The sequence below is a fragment of the Spectribacter hydrogenoxidans genome (genome assembly GCF_031846275.1).
GTDB classification, from domain to species: Bacteria; Pseudomonadota; Gammaproteobacteria; order Nevskiales; family Salinisphaeraceae; genus Spectribacter; species Spectribacter hydrogenoxidans.
The window spans coordinates 1-16,818 of record NZ_JAVRIB010000026.1 but is presented as its reverse complement, the minus strand read 5'-3'; the positions used below and the strand labels follow the sequence as shown (position 1 = coordinate 16,818).

The 16,818-nt window shown below is 65.0% G+C and carries 17 protein-coding genes; 9 read left to right on the top strand and 8 right to left on the bottom strand.

Annotation, left to right across the window (positions count from 1 at the left end; genetic code table 11):
• A partial coding sequence (locus RM532_RS15330) for an AlbA family DNA-binding domain-containing protein (RefSeq protein ID WP_311654217.1) occupies nt 1–723 on the top strand: 723 nt, incomplete at its 5' end.
• A gap of 19 nt (nt 724–742) precedes the next feature.
• On the opposite strand, the gene RM532_RS15325 is transcribed toward RM532_RS15330, so the two are convergent.
• From RM532_RS15325 to gorA, 7 genes are all read right to left on the bottom strand, one after another.
• The gene (locus tag RM532_RS15325; RefSeq protein WP_311654216.1) at nt 743–1,942 is read right to left on the bottom strand and encodes a tyrosine-type recombinase/integrase; all 1,200 of its coding nucleotides are present in this window, start codon (nt 1,940–1,942) and stop codon (nt 743–745) included.
• A gap of 183 nt (nt 1,943–2,125) precedes the next feature.
• Nucleotides 2,126–2,977 carry a YicC/YloC family endoribonuclease gene (locus RM532_RS15320; protein WP_311654215.1) on the bottom strand — a complete coding sequence of 284 codons (852 nt, stop codon included), beginning with the start codon at nt 2,975–2,977 and terminating at the stop codon, nt 2,126–2,128.
• Nucleotides 2,978–3,026: 49 nt separating this feature from the next.
• Complete coding sequence (gene gpmA, locus RM532_RS15315) at nt 3,027–3,782, bottom strand: 2,3-diphosphoglycerate-dependent phosphoglycerate mutase (RefSeq protein WP_311654214.1); 756 nt, start codon at nt 3,780–3,782, stop codon at nt 3,027–3,029.
• Between the two features lie 100 nt (nt 3,783–3,882).
• A complete protein-coding gene (locus RM532_RS15310; protein ID WP_311654213.1) occupies nt 3,883–4,821 on the bottom strand; it encodes a PA2778 family cysteine peptidase in 939 nt (312 codons plus the stop codon).
• A 65-nt stretch (nt 4,822–4,886) separates the two neighbouring features.
• Complete coding sequence (locus RM532_RS15305) at nt 4,887–5,273, bottom strand: PA2779 family protein (RefSeq protein ID WP_311654212.1); 387 nt, start codon at nt 5,271–5,273, stop codon at nt 4,887–4,889.
• Nucleotides 5,274–5,331: 58 nt separating this feature from the next.
• The gene (locus RM532_RS15300) at nt 5,332–6,231 is read right to left on the bottom strand and encodes an alpha/beta hydrolase (protein WP_311654211.1); all 900 of its coding nucleotides are present in this window, start codon (nt 6,229–6,231) and stop codon (nt 5,332–5,334) included.
• A 17-nt stretch (nt 6,232–6,248) separates the two neighbouring features.
• On the bottom strand, nt 6,249–7,589 hold the full coding sequence (gene gorA, locus RM532_RS15295; protein ID WP_311654210.1) for a glutathione-disulfide reductase: 1,341 nt from the start codon (nt 7,587–7,589) through the stop codon (nt 6,249–6,251).
• Between the two features lie 81 nt (nt 7,590–7,670).
• Here gorA and RM532_RS15290 point away from each other — a divergent pair, with 81 nt between their 5' ends.
• From RM532_RS15290 to RM532_RS15265, 6 genes are all read left to right on the top strand, one after another.
• Complete coding sequence (locus RM532_RS15290; protein WP_311654209.1) at nt 7,671–8,249, top strand: LemA family protein; 579 nt, start codon at nt 7,671–7,673, stop codon at nt 8,247–8,249.
• A gap of 1 nt (nt 8,250) precedes the next feature.
• A complete protein-coding gene (locus RM532_RS15285; RefSeq protein ID WP_311654208.1) occupies nt 8,251–9,153 on the top strand; it encodes a GIDE domain-containing protein in 903 nt (300 codons plus the stop codon).
• A gap of 92 nt (nt 9,154–9,245) precedes the next feature.
• The gene (locus RM532_RS15280; RefSeq protein ID WP_311654207.1) at nt 9,246–11,309 is read left to right on the top strand and encodes a M3 family metallopeptidase; all 2,064 of its coding nucleotides are present in this window, start codon (nt 9,246–9,248) and stop codon (nt 11,307–11,309) included.
• Nucleotides 11,310–11,348: 39 nt separating this feature from the next.
• Complete coding sequence (xth, locus tag RM532_RS15275; RefSeq protein ID WP_311654206.1) at nt 11,349–12,122, top strand: exodeoxyribonuclease III; 774 nt, start codon at nt 11,349–11,351, stop codon at nt 12,120–12,122.
• Between the two features lie 85 nt (nt 12,123–12,207).
• Complete coding sequence (locus RM532_RS15270) at nt 12,208–13,029, top strand: enoyl-CoA hydratase (RefSeq protein ID WP_311654205.1); 822 nt, start codon at nt 12,208–12,210, stop codon at nt 13,027–13,029.
• 70 nt (nt 13,030–13,099) lie between these two features.
• Complete coding sequence (locus RM532_RS15265; protein ID WP_311654218.1) at nt 13,100–13,480, top strand: CoA-binding protein; 381 nt, start codon at nt 13,100–13,102, stop codon at nt 13,478–13,480.
• Here the strand turns inward: RM532_RS15265 and RM532_RS15260 are convergent.
• On the bottom strand, nt 13,477–14,421 hold the full coding sequence (locus RM532_RS15260) for a Gfo/Idh/MocA family protein (protein WP_311654204.1): 945 nt from the start codon (nt 14,419–14,421) through the stop codon (nt 13,477–13,479). The two genes, RM532_RS15265 and RM532_RS15260, sit on opposite strands and share 4 nt — an antisense overlap.
• A gap of 276 nt (nt 14,422–14,697) precedes the next feature.
• On the opposite strand from RM532_RS15260, the gene RM532_RS15255 reads away from it, so the two are divergent.
• Together RM532_RS15255 and RM532_RS15250 are read left to right on the top strand one after the other, a co-directional pair.
• A complete protein-coding gene (locus tag RM532_RS15255; protein WP_311654203.1) occupies nt 14,698–14,964 on the top strand; it encodes a DUF4212 domain-containing protein in 267 nt (88 codons plus the stop codon).
• 7 nt (nt 14,965–14,971) lie between these two features.
• On the top strand, nt 14,972–16,759 hold the full coding sequence (locus RM532_RS15250) for a sodium:solute symporter family protein (protein ID WP_311654202.1): 1,788 nt from the start codon (nt 14,972–14,974) through the stop codon (nt 16,757–16,759).
• The last annotated feature ends 59 nt before the right edge of the window (nt 16,760–16,818 follow it).

The following is a 16,818-nucleotide window of genomic DNA, read 5'->3' as shown; positions in this document are numbered from 1 at the left end:
CCCGAGCATGCACCCATCGGGGCCAAGGACCCTGCGGACTACTGGCAAGAAGCGACAGCCACTATGTCGCCCCATCGAATCAACCAGCATATGCATTGGCACGCGTTGCCAAAAGGCTGGGAACAGCTTGACTATGAGACGTTCGCGGAACGCCGGCGCGATTTGATCGCGGCAGTCGTCAAGGAGGGGTTCCTCTCTCTATTCGAAAATCCGAACGCAGTCCAAAAAGAGGCAACCGCCGCCGAACTCGCCCAGCAGGACGAGTCACAAACGCTGGAGTTCAAATCCACGGCTCGCTGGAACATGCGAGCTAACCAGGCCGACAAGAAGATGGAGCATGTCGCACTCAAGACCGTTTGCGGCTTTCTAAACGCCGAGGGCGGAAAACTGATTGTCGGCGTTGACGATGACGGCAACGCCCTTGGACTTTCACCCGACTACTCCACGTTGAAGAAGCCGGACCGTGATGGGTTTGAGCTATGGCTTCGCCAGCACATCGAAAACAACCTTTCTATCCAAACGGCCAAACTTGTCCGTGTCGCTTTTGACACCATCGACGATAAAGAGGTCGCAGTGCTGACAATTGCGCCGAGCGGACGGCCAGTTTTCGCGAAGGGCCTCGGCGATCAACAACCCAACGATTTTTGGGTTCGCCTAGGCAACCAGACGAAGCAGTTGCACGGCGATGAGATGATCGAATATCAGCAACAGCATTGGCATTAGATAGCGAACGTCCCGGCTATTAACCAGAAGCGCCCATCGCCTCTAACTCAGACGCCCACGCCGCCAATGCATTCTGCCTCTCGAAAAAATAATCGTGCCGGTCGTACGTGCCTTGAACTCCCCTGATCTTATGGTTCAAACATCGCTCTGCAATATCGGCCGTTACGCCAATCCGTGACAAGTGCGACCGCGCGGTACGTCTCAAGTCATGCACAGTGAATGGCGCTAAGCCGTGGCCAAGCTCCTCAAGAGCGCGGTTTAAGGTGTCCGGCCCAACATGGGGGAACCGTTTGCGCATGGAAACCCGCCGCGCGGGGAATACGAAAGCGCTCTTACACGCCCGCACCTGAAGTTCGTGCAACCACGAGATAGCCAGTGCGGGTAATGGAATCTCAGTCGGTCTGGCGCTCTTGTTAACAGACAGACGCCATAGACCTGCGACCAAATCCATGTCTTCCCATCGCGCGCTGAGCAACTCCATCTTGCGCACGCACAACAGCAAGAGAAGCTTCACGGCCAGTTCGTTATCTCGCCCAAAACTGCGCGACTCGGACATTGCGGCAAATAGCTTGCGCAGTTCGTGTCCACTCAGAAACCGCTCGCGGCTGGATTCCTGTCCGCCAGCATCCGACTGATCGAAGTCCGCCACGGGATTCAGCCCAACAATGTGGCGTTTCCTCGCGTAACGAAATATGCGCTGGATGTAACGTAGCGCGTCATTGGAAACAGTTGGTGCGCCGCCACGGGCTATCTCACCCAACAGCCTGTCGACTTGCATCGGCGTCACATCACCGATGGGCGAGTCACCCAAATGCGGCTTGACCCACTTACGGAGAACGCGCTCAACAACGTCGGGGTGCTTGTAGCGGGGCCGAATCTCCTTCGCGAACCACTCATCAGCCACGGTGGCAAACCGCGCGCCCTGTAATGCCTCCGCTTTTGCCCGCTGCTTCTCCACTGCCGGATCGATACCACGCCGAACAAGCACCCGGCACTCGCGAGCCTCGTCACGCGCCTCCGCCAAGCTCATATCGGGGTATCGGCCCAGGAAATACCATTTTCCGTTCTTCGAGCCAAACCGATAACGGTAGTAGAACTGACTGGTTCCGCTGTCTCTAATGCGGAAGTACAGACCATCCCCCAGCGCCTTGGCCGGCATCGGCTCACCACGCTTGAGCCAAGCACGCAACTGAAGGTCAGTTATCGCTTTTTTCACCATGCCCCCCGTGTAGCCAATAAATCGGGAGCCCGCCTGCTCGTCTAACTCGCAGAGCTGGGCTACAAATTGGCTACACGCTACCACATGGATTGCGCTGGACCTAGGTGGAGCCTCTCAGAGAGAAAACTGCCCTTATCCATTTTTATCTAAAGGCTATTAGAGCCTGCCAGAAGCCACCAGAACTCATTCGATGTTCTGGACCTGTTCGCGCATCTGTTCGATGAGCACCTTCATCTCCACCGCGCAGCGGGTGATTTCCGCGTCCTGCGACTTCGATGACAGGGTATTGGCCTCGCGATTGAACTCCTGCATCAGGAAATCCAGTCGCCGGCCGACCGGCTCGTCGCGGGCCAGGGCCTCCTCGAAGGCCTCGACGTGGCTGAGCAGGCGCGACATTTCCTCGTCCACGTCCATGCGCTGCGCCACGATCGCCAGTTCCTGCTCCATGCGACCGGGATCCGCCTCGTCGGCCAGTTCGTCGAGCCGCGCCCGCAGCCGTCCCAGCCAGGCATCGCGAACTTCCGGCAACCGTTGCCGCACGGTGGCCACCAGATCACTGACGCCGGCGGCGCGCTCGCGCAGCATAGCGTCCAGGCGGGCGCCCTCGTCGGCGCGGCTTTCCTGCATAGCCGCAACCGCGGCGTCCAGCGCCTCGCCGGCCGCGGCCTGCAGCGTGTCGGTATCCGGTGCCATCTCCCGCAGCACGCCCGGCCAGGCCAGTGCCCGCAACGGATCGACCGGCCCGGCATTGTCGAGTGCCGACGCCGCCCGCCGGGCGCCGTCCGCCAAGGCCGCCAGCCGCTCGGCGTCGATCTCCAGACCGCCGCCGGCGATTTCCAGGCGCAGGCGCAGCTGACATTCCACCTTGCCGCGGCCGAGCCGGTCGCTAATCTTCTGCCGGAACGCGGATTCCAGCGCGCGGACTTCCTCGGGCAGACGCAGCGTGACGTCCAGATAGCGATGGTTGACCGACCGCAGTTCCCAGGCCAGCTGACCCCAGTCGCCGGATCGCTCGACCCGCGCGAAGCCAGTCATGCTGCGGATCACGGCCAAACCCGCCGGCAACGCAGACCGTGCGGGTGGGTCACGCTGTCCCTCCGCCGGCCTGGTTCGCCACCGCAGCCGCGGCCGCGGCCGCCTTGTCGGCATCACCCAGATAGCCCGACTCGACCACCCGCAGACGGTCATCCAGGCGATAACGCAGGGGCACGCCCGTGGGGATGTTCAGCTGGGTGATCTCGTCGTCGGGCACGTCATCTAGGTACTTCACCAGCGCCCTAAGGCTGTTGCCGTGCGCCGCCACCAGCAGCGTACGGCCCTGCTTGAGGGCCGGCGCCAGCGCGTCGTGCCAGTAGGGCAGAACCCGCTCGAGCGTGAGTTTCAGCGATTCGGTGGCAGGCAGCACACGGTCGTCGAGGAAATCGTAACGCGGATCGCGGCAGGGGTCGTCGTCGCGTTCCGGCTCGATCGGCGGCGGCGGAATGTCATAGCTTCGCCGCCACACATGGACCTGGTCCTCGCCGTGCCTTTCCGCCGTTTCTGCCTTGTCCAGCCCGGTCAGCGCGCCGTAGTGCCGCTCGTTCAGTCGCCAGTGGCGGGTCACCGGCACCCATGGCTGATCCATTTCCCCCAGCGCCAGCCACAGGGTGTGGATGGCACGGCTGAGCATGGATGTATGCGCGGCATCGAAACGCAGGCCCTCTGCCGCCAGCAGGCGGCCGGCTTCGCGGGCTTCGGCTTCGCCCTGGCCGGTCAGCGGCACGTCCACCCAGCCGGTGAATCGATTCTCGAGATTCCACTGGCTCTGGCCGTGGCGCAGCAGGACGAGTGTGCTGGACATGGATTGGGACCCCGTGATCACGACAGCGAAACGGCCGCGGATTCTAGCATGGGGCTGCCCTGAGACCCGGCGCACCCGGGTGCCGGAACCTTCTCCGGCGTCAGGGCGAAGGGCAGGCCTCGTTACCGTCAACAGCCATGTCGCGGATAGCCGCCCGGGTTTTGCGGGCCACCGCCTGCATGTCGCCGTCGCTTGCCTTCACCGCCTGTTCGGCGTGATCAAGCGCCTGGTCCCGACAGCCCTGTCCCGCCAGGACTTCCGCCAGATTGTTGTGCGCCGGCGCCGATTCGGGGAAACGGGCGAGCATTGCCCGGTAGGCCTGTACTGCCCGGGGCAGATCCCCGAGCTGATAGGACACATTGCCCAGACCCAGCCAGGCTGCGGGCTGATCAGGCCAGCGGCGGGTGGCAGCTTCGTAGGCGCGACGAGCCATGTCGCCGTGATCGGACTGTTCCAGTGCCACCGCCGACCGCAGGAAACGGCCGGGTTCGTCGCCGGCGGGCAACTCGCCGGGCTCCAGCAGCACCATGGCCCAGTGTTCGGCCTTGCCCCAATCATCCATGAAGTCCGCCGTGGTCACCCGTTTGGCCCGGTCGATACCGGTGTGTAGCACCATGACATCGTCCGCCGGGTGGAAGCCGATGACCACCGCGTAGTGCCAGATCGGGTAGATATTCCAGCCCAGGTTCTCGAGCACCAGCACCGGGCGGCCGTCGCGCAACTCGGCCAGGAGGCTATCGAGATCCGGCTGGATAACATGCGGCATGCGGCCCTGGCGTCTGGCGGTGGCCGCCATCTCCGCCTGCAGACTGCCTTCGAGTTCGGGTATCCAGACCTCGTCGACCAGCTCAGCCGGCCGTGTTTCGACCCCGCTGGCCTGCAGCATCATCGCCAGCGCGGCGGGGCCGCACTGATAGCGCTCTTGGGCGAAGAAGGGGGTGTCGGTCAGCAGGACTGGCGTGGCGTCCGGGCCGGTCCGGTCGACCAGCACCGGGCCGCGCGCCGCGCAGCCCACCAGGGCAAGCGCGACAAGCAGCAACAGGAACCGCCCGCGGCCCGGCCTTTTTCCGGCCGGGCGCGCGGGCAACGCCTCAGGCAACGCGGTCAGATACGGCTGAATACGTTGGTCACGCCAACCAGTTCAAGTACCAGCAGCACCAGGAACACGACACCCAGTACCGCCAGGGCACTGCCGCCAGCCGGCAGCGACTCGAGGTTGTCCTGCATCTGCGCCAGCTCGGCGTCGGTCAGGCTGGCCACGCGGGCCTGGGCGGCCGCAGGATCGACGCCCAGCTCGACCATCTGCTCGGCCACACGTTCCTGACCCAGCATGTCGCGGACCTCGGCAACGCGCTCGGCGCGGTCCGCTTCATCCAGCATGGCGCCCGTGCCCACCATTTCCGCCTGGGCCATGGGCACGAAGGCCAGCGACACCAGATGGGCAAACACGGCCAGCCAGGCAAAAAACGGCTTGCGTCCCGTCTTGTTCATGATGTGATCTCCATTTCCGGCAGTTGGCGTGGTGGTGTCTGCAGTCCCCGCCAGCATTCTATCGCGTTTCCGGCGCCGAGCCGACGGTGGCGGTCGTTTCATCCACGAATGCCGCAATGCGGTCGAGCTGCGGCGCGAACCAGCGCAGCGGCAGCGCCAGGTTGCCGATCAGCCGGATATGCCCAATACCGGGATAAAGTTCCAGCACCGCCTGCCCGCCCGCGGCGTTGACCCTGTCGGCGAGAATCTCGCTGTCCTCGGCATGGACGGTGACATCGTCTGCCCCGTGCATGAGCAGCATGGGGGGTTCATTGCCGTCGACGAAATTCACCGGCTGGCTGGCCGGCCAGGTGTCCTCGGGGCCGAAGGTGTCCTTGAGATCCGCCGCGGTGATCGGCAGGAACTCGTAGGGACCAGCCATCCCGATCATGCCGGCGAGCCAATCCGGTGAACCTCCCGCTGCCCGCAGATAGCGTTCGTCGGTGGCCAGCATCGCGGCGATGTGCGCACCGGCGGAATGCCCCATCAGGAACAGGCGCGCCGGGTCGCCCCCGTAATCAGACGCATGATCGCGCGCCCAGGCGGTGGCCAGGGCTCCGTCCTCGACGAAGTGGGGAAAACGCACTTCGGGATACAGCCGGTAATCCGGCACCATGGCGACGTAACCACGCGACGTCAGCGCCTGGGCCACGAACTTGAACCCGGCCCGTTCACCGCTGCTCCAGCGCCCGCCGTAGAAGAACACCACCACCGGCTTGTCCCGCGTTTCGCTGTCCGGTTCGTAGACATCGAGTCGCTGGCGCGGATGATCGCCGTAGGCCTGATCCGCATGCCGCGTATAACCGCCGGCGGGCGCCAGGGTGTTGACCAATTGCTGACCGCTGCAGGCGGCAGTGAGAGCGGCGAGCAGGCTCACCGCGACCAGACGGCATGACCGCCTCGTTTGAATTCCGGGCATGTCGTCATCCGCTGGGTTCAGGTCATCGTGACCATTTCTTCGGCGGCGGTGGGATGAATTGCCACGGTATTGTCGAAATCCGCCTTGGTGGCGCCCATGCGCACCGCCACGGCAAACCCCTGCAACATCTCGTCGGCGCCCTCGCCGATCACGTGCACCCCGACCACCTGCTCCTCGGCCCCGGCGCAGACCAGCCGCATGCGGCTAACCGGCTTGCGGTCCAGCACGCCGTAGCAGAGGTTGACGAACTGGCTGTCGTAGATCCGCACGGCGTCGAAGCGTTCCCGGGCCTCGGCTTCGGTCAGCCCCACGGTGCCGATGGGCGGATGCGAGAAGGTAACGGTGGGAATATTGGCGTAATCCAGATGTCGATCCGGCTGGCCGCCGAACAGCCGATCCGACAGCCGGCGGCCGGCGGCGATGGCCACCGGGGTCAGCTCGGCCCGCCCGGTGACATCGCCCAGGGCGTAAATACCGGCGGCCCGGGTATTCTGATAATCATCCACGGGCACAGTGCCGTCGCTATGCGGCTCGATGCCCACGCGATCGAGCCCGATGCCGTGGGTGTTAGGCACCCGGCCGATGGCCCATATCAAGGTGTCGTAAACGCCCTCGCCGCCCTGCTTGAAGCGGGCTCGCACCGACTCGCCTTCCTCCGTGAGTGCTTCCACATCGGTGTTCGTGACCACGTCGACACCGTCGGCCTGCATGCGCTCCAGCAGGGTATCGCCCAGCATCGGCTCGAACCCGCGCAGGACACGGTCGCGGCGGATCAGTAGCGATACGCGGCTGCCCAGCGCGGCCAGCATGCCGGCCAGTTCCACCGCGATATAGCCGGCACCGACCACCGCCACCCGGTCGGGACGGTCCGTCAGGGCGAAAAAGCCATCGGAATCGGTTCCCAGGGCACAGCCCGGCAGTTGCGGCCAGCGCGGCAGGCCGCCGGTGGCAATCACCACGTGATCGGCGGTGATTTCGTCCTCCCCGGTCTGCAACCGGCCCGGCGCCAGCAGTTCGCCGCGGGCGGCGAATACCGTCACCCCGTCCTTGTCGAGATTGCTGGCGTAGATGCCGTTGAGCCGCCGGATGTAGGCCTCGCGGCGCTCCACCAGCCGGCCCCAGTCCAGGGTCGGCGGCGTCAGATCGAAACCGTAACCGGCCGCGTCCTCGAAGGCATGGGCCATGTCGGCGGCGTGCCACATCACCTTCTTGGGCACGCAGCCGACGTTGACGCAGGTGCCGCCCAGTTCGCCCGCCTCGATCAGGGCGACTTGTGCACCATGCTGGGCGGCACGCCGGGCCGTGGCAATACCACCGCTGCCGCCGCCAAGCACGGCCAGATCGAAATGCCGGGTCACGTCTGCTCCAGGTGTGGGGTCGACCCGCATTGTACCCACAGCGCGATACACTCCGCGTGACCATCCGCAGGGGACCGAACCATGACCGATACGGTGATCTGGGCAGTGGTGGCGGGCGCGCTGATCGTGCTGGCCGTCTACGCCGTGGGCATCTACAACAACCTGGTACGGCTAAAGCACGCCATGGCCAAGGCCTGGAGCAATATCGACGTGGTGCTCAAGCAGCGTCATGACGAACTGCCCAAGCTGATAGAGACCTGCAAGCAGTACATGGGCTACGAGCAGGAAACGCTGGAACGCGTGATGCAGGCGCGCGCCGACGCCGAGCGCGCCCGCAGCGACGGCGACGTGCAGGGCGTGGGCAAGGCCGAGAACCAGATGCGCCTCGGGCTGGGCAACCTGTTCGCGGTGGCCGAGGCCTACCCCGATCTCAAGGCCAATGAAACCTTCGCCCGGCTGCAGGCGCGCATTACCGGCCTCGAGGAAACGATTGCCGACCGGCGCGAGTTCTACAACGAAAGCGTGAACCTCAACAACGTGCGCATCGAGCAGTTCCCGGACGTGTTGGTGGCGCGGATGCTGGGCTTCGGCGCCGGCACGCTGCTGGAGTTCGAGGCCGACCAGCTCACCGATCCCGACGTGGGCCAACTGTTCGGCTGACGTGATCCCGGACGGCGAGTTCTGGCTGGTCCTCGCGGGCTGCGGCGCGGTCGGCATCGGGTTGTTCATCGCCGCTGTCCGCAACTGGCGCCGTGCGCAGGCCATGCGGGGCACACCCACGTCGCGCGTCCGCTCGGCAGCCCAGGGCTATGTGGAGCTGGAGGGCCGTGCCGAACTACTGGACGGCCCCGCCATCATCTGCCCCCTGACCGCCCACCGCTGCGTGTGGTGGCACTACCGCATCCAGAAGAAGGTGAAGAGCGGTCGCAACACGCGCTGGCGCACGGTCGATTCCGGCACCAGCGACGACCTCTTCGCCCTGGACGACGCCACCGGCCGCTGCGTGATCGACCCGGTGGGCGCCAAGGTCACGCCGGGACGCCGTTACACCTGGTACGGCCACACCCCGCGTCCCACCCGCGGCCCCAAGTCGGGTGCGGGCGGCTGGCTGGGCATGCTGACCGGCGGCCACTACAAGTACGAGGAGCGGCTTATCGAGGTGGGCTCACCCTGCTACGCCATTGGCGCCTTCCGCACCCAGCGCCACGCCGGCAGCAATCGCGAGGACGACATTCGCGCCATTCTCACCGACTGGAAGCAGGACCAGGAACAATTGCTGGCCCGCTTCGACGTGAACAACGATGGCCACATCGATGACCGCGAATGGCAGGCCGCTCGCCGGGTGGCGGCCATGCAGGCCGACCGCCAGCGCCGGGAACAGGCTGCCGAGCCCGGCCTCAACGTGATGGCCCGGCCGGCCGACGGCCAGCCGTTCCTGCTGGCCGGTGTCGGCCAGGACGGGCTGATCCGCCGATACCACTGGCAGGGGCTCGGTTGTGCGGCGGGTTTTCTGGTGGCGGTCGGCGTGTTTGCCTGGCTGCTGGAAACCCGGGGAATCATCTGAGGTCCGATCCACACTGGCCCACCGGGGTGCAACTGGTTAGCCTTGGCGCCCCGATAAACGAATTGCTCTTCAGCGACTGGAATGCCACACCCATGACCGACACCAACCCGCTGCTCACCATGCTCGATGGCACCGGCCTGCCGCCGTTCGCCAATATCCGGCCGGAACACGCCGAGCCCGCGATCGACCAGCTGATCGCCGAATCCCGGACAGCAGTCGAGCAGAGCGCCGCGGCAGCGGAACAGGCCGACTGGGATCGCGTGGTGGCGCCGCTGGAAGCCGCCGAGGACCGACTCAGCCGGGCGTTCGCGCCAGTGCGCCACCTGCATTCGGTGATGGACTCGCCCGAGTGGCGAGCCGCGTTTGACGCCTGCCTGCCCAAGCTGACCGCGTTCCATACCGAACTGGGCCAGCATCGCGGCCTGTTCGACGCGGTCACCGCGATTGCCGAGGGCGATGAGTACGCACGCTTGAACGAGAACCAACGGAAGGTAGTGGACGATGCCCGGCGCAACTTCCGGCTGTCCGGCGTGGCCCTGGAAGGGGCCAATCGTGAACGCTTCGCCGAGATTGCCCAGCGCCTGTCCAGCCTGTCCAACCGCTTCCAGCAGAATCTGCTGGACGCCACCCAGGCCTGGACGCGGCACGTCACCGACGCCGGGGAACTGGCCGGCCTGCCGCAGTCGGCCCGCGATCTGCTGGCCCAGAATGCCGCCAGCAAGGACCTTGATGGCTGGCTGCTGACGCTGGATGCCCCCAGCTTCATGGTGGTGAATACCTATGCGGAAAACCGCGAGTTGCGGCGCGACATCTACACCGCATTCTCCACCCGCGCCTCGGACCAGGGCCCGCAGGCCGGCGAGTTCGACAACTCCGCGCTGATGGACGAGATTCTGGCGCTACGCCATGAACAGGCCGGCCTGCTGGGCTACGATAACTACGCCGCCTACTCGCTGGCTACCAAGATGGCACGCGATGCGAACGAGGTGGAGTCGTTCCTGCAGGATCTGGCCAAGCGCACGCACCCGCTGGCCGAACGCGAACTGGCCGAGCTCACCGAATTCGCCCGCGAGCGGGACGGGCTCGAGCAGCTTGAGGCCTGGGACGTCGGCTACTACATGGACCAGCTGCGCCAGGCCCGCTACCAGCTTTCGGCCGAGGATCTGCGCCCCTACTTTCCGGCCAGCCGCGTCATCGACGGCCTGTTCGGCGTGGTCGAACGGCTCTACGGCGTACGCGTCGAGACCGACACCGGCATCGAAACCTGGCATCCGGACGTGACCGCCTATGTCATTCGCGAGCCGGACGGCAGCGACCGCGGGTACTTCTACCTCGACCCCTACGCTCGGGAAGGCAAGCGCGGGGGCGCCTGGATGGATGAATGCCGCGTGCGTCGTCGGGTCGGTGACACAGTTCAGCTGCCGGTGGCATTTCTCACCTGCAACTTCACCCCGCCGGTAGACGGTGCCGACGCCCGGCTGACCCACGATGAAGTCCTCACCCTGTTCCACGAGTTCGGCCACGGCCTGCATCATCTGCTCACCCGCATCGACTACGCGGAAATCTCGGGCATCAACGGCGTGGAATGGGACGCGGTGGAACTGCCCAGCCAGTTCATGGAGAACTGGTGCTGGGAACGAGCGGCCCTCGACCTTTTTGCTCGGCATGCAGACAGCGGCGAGCCGCTGCCCGACGAGCTGTTCCAGCGCATGCAGGCGTCACGCCATTTCATGGCCGGCTGGATGATGCTGCGCCAGGTGGAGTTTTCGCTATTCGATCTGCGCCTGCATCGCGACGTCGATCCCGACCACGGCGTGGATGTTCAGAGCACGCTGAATGCGGTCCGCCGCGAGGTTTCCGTCCTGCAGCCGCCGGCGTTCAACCGCTTTGCCCACGGCTTCGGGCACATTTTCGCCGGTGGTTATGCCGCCGGCTATTACAGCTACAAATGGGCGGAAGTGCTCTCCGCGGATGCGTTCGCCGCTTTCGAGGAAACCGACCTGTTCGACCGCGACACCGGCCGGCGCTTTCTCACCGAAATTCTCGAACGCGGCGGCAGCCGCCCGGCGCTGGACAGCTTCAAGGCCTTCCGCGGCCGCGAACCGGCAATCGAGCCGTTGCTGCGACAGAACGGGCTGGTCGAGGATGCAGCCTGAACCACCCGGTCAGCAGTGTAGAAGCAACAAGAAATCGACATGCAAATCGCCACCTGGAACGTGAATTCCCTGAACGTGCGCCTGCCGCACGTGCTGGCCTGGCTTGAGACCAACCCGGTCGATGCGCTGGCACTGCAGGAAACCAAGCTCACCGACGAGAAATTCCCGGTGGACGCTCTGGCTGAGACCGGCTACCGGAGCGTGTTCAGCGGGCAGCCCACCTATAACGGCGTGGCGCTCCTGGCCCGCACGGAACCGGCTGACCCCGTGGCCGGGATACCCGGCTTCGAGGACCCGCAGAAACGGGTTCTGGCCGCCACCATCGACGGCGTTCGCGTAATCGGAGTTTACTGCCCCAACGGCGGCGATCTGGACACCGACAAGTACGCCTATAAGCTGGACTGGTTCGCCCGCCTGCACGACTACCTGGCCGACGAACTGGCCCGCCACGAGCGACTGATAGTTCTGGGCGATTACAACGTGGCGCCGCGCCCGGAAGACACCTGTGATCCGGAAAAATGGGAAGGCCGTATCCTCTGCTCGCCCCCCGAACGCGCGGCGCTCCAGTCCCTGCTCGACCTCGGGCTCACAGACACCTGGCGGCTTTTCGACGACCGCGAAGGTCGCCGCCGCTTCACCTGGTGGGATTACCGCAACGGCAGCTGGGCCCGCAACGCGGGACTGCGCATCGATCACATCCTGGCCAGCGAACCACTGGCCCGCGTCTGCGGCGAATGCACTGCGCATGTGGGCGAACGGGGCCGCAAGCGCCCCTCCGATCACGTGCCGGTGATCGCCGACTTCGCACTCTGATCGCGGCCGGAGCAAAGCAGACACTGATTGCCGGCACGCTCGGCAGCCGGCAACATCGGGGTATCGCCCATCTTTGACTCGCGAGATGACCGCCGCCCGCGCCCCAACCGATGACCAGGCCCCGCTGCTCGTCGACGACGACGGCACGGGCATTCGCCGTCTGATCCTGAACCGGCCGAGCCAGCGAAACGGGCTGTCGCGGGACCTGATGGGGCGGCTGTCCGACGCGCTGTCTGAAATCAACGATACACCGGGCGTCCGGGTGGTGGTGCTCGCCGCGAATGGGCCTGCCTTCTGCAGCGGCCACGATCTCAAGGAGCTGACGGCCGCCCGAAAGGAGAACGACGGCGGCCGGGCATTTTTTGCCGCAACCATGGCCCAATGCAGCAGCCTGATGCAGACGATCATGGGCTGTTCGAAACCCGTCATCGCCAGCGTTCACGGCATGGCAACGGCGGCCGGGTGTCAGCTGGTGGCCAGCTGCGATCTGGCAATCGCCGCGGAAGGCGCCCAGTTTGCTACCCCCGGTGTCCACATCGGTCTGTTCTGCTCCACGCCGATGGTGGCACTTTCCCGCAACGTCGGTTCGAAACAGGCCATGGAAATGCTGCTCACCGGCGAGCCGGTTTCCGCTGCCCGGGCGGCCGAGATCGGGCTGGTCAACCACGCCGTCGCCGACGACGAACTCGATGACGCAGTGGCTGGCATGGCGAAAAAGATTGCCGCCAAGTCCAGCCTCACGCTGGCCATGGGCAAGGCCGCGTTCTACCGTCAACGCGAACTGCCCGTGGCCCGAGCCTATGATTATGCAAGCCGGGTGATGGTGGAGAACATGCTGGCGGCCGATGCAGAAGAAGGCATTGATGCGCTCCTGACCCGACGGCCGCCGCAATGGCGCGACCGGTGACCTGACCGTGGCGATCAACGCGGAAGACGCCCGCATCGCCGACCTCCTGCAGCGCACCGAGACCATCGCCATGGTTGGCGCCAGCGATCGTCCCGGGCGGGATAGCGGCCGCGTGATGCGCTTTCTGCAGGACCGCGGCTACCGTGTCATTCCGGTGAACCCGGGGCTCGCCGGGCGACGGTTGCACGGCGAACCCGTGCATGGCTGCCTGGCCGAGATCGAAACCCGCGTCGATCTGGTCGACGTATTCCGCCGGGCGGACGCCGTGGATAGTATCGTCGATCAGGCCATCGCCATTGGCGCGCCCGCACTGTGGCTGCAGCTGGGGGTGGTGAACGAGGGCGCCGCGGCCCGCGCCCGTGCCGCGGGCCTGGACGTGGTCATGGATCGCTGCCCGGCCATCGAGATTCCACGGCTGGAACGCGAGGCGGGCGGCCCGATCCGTCGCTAACGGTCCTCGGCCAGGGTTGCCTGCACCCGCTCCAGCGTCTCGATCACGGCCAGCGCGCTGGCGCCGTCCGACAGGGGGGCGCCGCGATCCTCGATACGGTCGAGAAAATGCTGCATTTCCAGCCGCAGCGGCTGGCCGTCGCCGCGGTGAACGATCTCGCTGCCCTCGTCACGGTTGGCCAGGTCCTCGTCGATCCACTTGCGGTGCAGCGTGACGGTCTGGGCCACTTCGTCGTAGACCAGCATGCCGCGCGAGCCGCGGATGATGGTGCGCCGGGTGGTTTCCGGCCACAGCCAGGAAACATGCAGGTTGCCACGCACGCCGCCGGCGAATTCCAGATGTACATGGACTTCGTCCTCCACCTGTAGCTGCAGCATGCGGTGGCCGCTGGCACGGATGCTCTCGGGCAGGCCGCCGATCAGATAGAGCATCACCGCCACGTCGTGCACACCGATGTCCCAGAGCACGTTCTCCACCGACCGGGCCCGGCCGAGCGTCAGCCGCTCGTGACGCACACCGTAGAGCTCGCCGAGCTTGCCTGCGGCGAGGTAGTCCTTGATCCAGGTGATCGCCGGCTGGTAGAGGAGCAGATGGCCGGCCATCAGCACCCGCCCGTTCCGGGCAGCGTGCTCCACCAAGGCGCGGGTGCTGTCGCTGTCGTGCGTCACCGGCTTTTCCACATAAATGTCGCAGCCGGCGTCGATCGCTGCCATCGCGATCTCGAAGTGCTCGCTGGTCGGGGTGGCAATGGCCACCGCACGGCAGTCGCCCTCCAGCAGTTGTCGGTAGTCGGTTTCCGTGCGGATGCCCGGGTGGGTCTCGGCGTAGGCAGCAAGCCGCTCGGGATGCGGGTCGCAGATCGCCCCGAGGGCATCCAGCTCGGCAAGATTCCGAATGATATTCCTGCCCCAGGCGCCCGCGCCGATAACCGCAACTTGCATTGATTCTCCCTTGTCAGCTCCGAACCCGACCGGTTTGCCGCCGTCGGTAACCCTGCTAGTGTGAAAAATTCCCGGCCAAAAGGCCAGCCGGCAACCGCGCCGGATGCGACCAAAGGCGCATTTGTCTGCCCGGCGTCATGCGTTATAAAACCGGTGCCGGAGGCTAGATGGCCTGCCGGTCGCGCCTACTGGCGTGGCAAGCGATAACGATCCGGTCGGTCACTCCGAGGTGCCGCCACCGGAACAACCCGAACCTGTGCGCAAGGGGGACAGACCATGTCAACTAATGACCAAAGCGCCGCCGCGCAGTATTGGCGGGCCAATATCAGGCTCCTGTCCAAACTGCTGGTGGTGTGGTTTCTGGTGTCGTACGTCGCCGGCATTTTCCTGGCCGACGTGCTCAATGCCATCAGCATTGGCGGCTATCCGCTGGGCTTCTGGTTTGCCCAGCAGGGCTCCATCTACGTGTTCGTCGGCCTGATCTTCTACTACGTCTACCGGATGAATCAGATCGACCGCGAATTCGGCGTAGAAGAGGAGTAGGGCCAACATGGATACACAAACCTGGATTTATCTCGTCGTCGGCGCCACCTTCGCGCTGTATGTGGGCATTGCCATCTGGGCAAAGGCCTCGAGCACCGGCGAATTCTACGTGGCCGGCGGCAGTATCAACCCGGTGGCAAACGGCATGGCCACGGCGGCGGACTGGATGTCGGCGGCCTCCTTTATCTCGATGGCAGGCCTGATCGCCTTCCTGGGCTATGACGCATCCGCCTACCTGATGGGCTGGACCGGCGGTTATGTGCTGCTGGCGATGCTGCTGGCGCCCTATCTGCGCAAGTTCGGCAAGTTCACCGTGCCGGAGTTCATCGGCGAGCGATATTACTCGCGGACAGCGCGGCTGGTGGCGGTGATCTGCCTGATCGTGGCGTCCATCACGTACGTCATCGGGCAGATGAAGGGCATCGGCGTGGCCTTCGGTCGCTTCCTGGAGGTGGAATTCGCCACCGGGCTGGTGATCGGCATGGCCATCGTGTTCTTCTATGCCGTGCTCGGCGGCATGAAGGGCATTACCTATACCCAGATCGCCCAGTACTGCGTGCTGATCTTCGCCTACACGGTGCCTGCCATCTTCATCTCGCTGCAGCTCACCGGCGTGCCGTTGCCGCAGCTGGGTCTGGGCGCCACCATGAACGATGGCAGCGGCCTGTACATGCTGGAGAAGCTGGATCAGGTGGTGACCGATCTCGGGTTTGCGGCCTATTCCACGTTGAAAGGCTCGGAGTTGAATACCGCATTGCTGACGCTGTCACTGATGATCGGCACGGCCGGACTGCCGCACGTGATCATCCGCTTCTTCACGGTGCCCAAGGTGTCCGACGCCCGCCGCTCCGCCGGCTGGGCGCTGGTGTTCATCGCCATTCTCTACACCACCGCCCCGGGCGTGGGCGCGATGGCCCGTCTGAACCTGATGGACACCATCCAGACCGGTCCGGTGGGTGAAGAGAATGCCAATCTGGCCTATGAGAATCGTCCGGAATGGTTCAAAAACTGGGAGGCTACCGGCCTGCTCGAGTTCGAGGACAAGAACGGCGACGGCCTGATCCAGTACTACGACGACACCAACGAGGAGTTCGCTCAGAAGGCGCGTTCCGAGTACGGCTGGGAAGGCAACGAGATGGTCACGGTGGACCGTGACATCATGGTGCTGGCCAATCCGGAGATCGCGAACCTGCCCGGCTGGGTGATTGCTCTGGTGGCGGCCGGTGGTCTGGCCGCAGCCCTGTCCACTGCCGCCGGGCTATTGCTGGCGATCAGTTCCGCCATCTCCCACGACCTGCTGAAGGGCATGATCAAGCCCGACATCAGCGAAAAGGGCGAACTCATGGCCGGCCGTATCGCCATGGCCGGGGCGGTGCTGGTGGCCGGGTATCTGGGATTGAATCCACCAGGCTTTGCGGCACAGGTGGTGGCCCTGGCATTCGGGCTGGCCGCCTCCTCCCTGTTCCCGGCGCTTATGATGGGCATCTTCAGCAAGGAAGTGAACCGGATCGGAGCAATTGCCGGCATGTTGGCGGGTCTGGGTGCCACACTCTTCTACATCTTCATGTACAAGGGCTGGTTCTTCGTCCCGGGTACCAACTGGCTGCCTAACAACGCCGACAACTGGATCTTCGGCATTCAACCCGAGTCGTTCGGCGCCATCGGCGCGATGATCAACTTCGCGGTTGCCATCATCCTGTCCAAGGTAACCGGCCGGCCACCGGCTCACATCCAGGACCTGGTGGAAAGCGTGCGAGTCCCGCGTGGTGCGACCGCACCCAGCGCCTCGCACTGACGCCGTCACTTGTTGAGGTGACCCCTGGCCCCGCCGGCTCTGCCGGCGGGGCTTTTTTA

Bases quoted from the DNA above. Each gene is read 5' to 3' on its own strand.
- RM532_RS15325 (WP_311654216.1), bottom strand. From the start codon at position 1,942: ATGGTGAAAAAAGCGATAACTGACCTTCAGTTGCGTGCTTGGCTCAAG.
- RM532_RS15320 (WP_311654215.1), bottom strand. From the start codon at position 2,977: ATGACTGGCTTCGCGCGGGTCGAGCGATCCGGCGACTGGGGTCAGCTG.
- gpmA (WP_311654214.1), bottom strand. From the start codon at position 3,782: ATGTCCAGCACACTCGTCCTGCTGCGCCACGGCCAGAGCCAGTGGAAT.
- RM532_RS15305 (WP_311654212.1), bottom strand. From the start codon at position 5,273: ATGAACAAGACGGGACGCAAGCCGTTTTTTGCCTGGCTGGCCGTGTTT.
- RM532_RS15300 (WP_311654211.1), bottom strand. From the start codon at position 6,231: ATGCCCGGAATTCAAACGAGGCGGTCATGCCGTCTGGTCGCGGTGAGC.
- RM532_RS15290 (WP_311654209.1), top strand. From the start codon at position 7,671: ATGACCGATACGGTGATCTGGGCAGTGGTGGCGGGCGCGCTGATCGTG.
- RM532_RS15280 (WP_311654207.1), top strand. From the start codon at position 9,246: ATGACCGACACCAACCCGCTGCTCACCATGCTCGATGGCACCGGCCTG.
- xth (WP_311654206.1), top strand. From the start codon at position 11,349: ATGCAAATCGCCACCTGGAACGTGAATTCCCTGAACGTGCGCCTGCCG.
- RM532_RS15270 (WP_311654205.1), top strand. From the start codon at position 12,208: ATGACCGCCGCCCGCGCCCCAACCGATGACCAGGCCCCGCTGCTCGTC.
- RM532_RS15265 (WP_311654218.1), top strand. From the start codon at position 13,100: ATGGTTGGCGCCAGCGATCGTCCCGGGCGGGATAGCGGCCGCGTGATG.
- RM532_RS15260 (WP_311654204.1), bottom strand. From the start codon at position 14,421: ATGCAAGTTGCGGTTATCGGCGCGGGCGCCTGGGGCAGGAATATCATT.
- RM532_RS15255 (WP_311654203.1), top strand. From the start codon at position 14,698: ATGTCAACTAATGACCAAAGCGCCGCCGCGCAGTATTGGCGGGCCAAT.
- RM532_RS15250 (WP_311654202.1), top strand. From the start codon at position 14,972: ATGGATACACAAACCTGGATTTATCTCGTCGTCGGCGCCACCTTCGCG.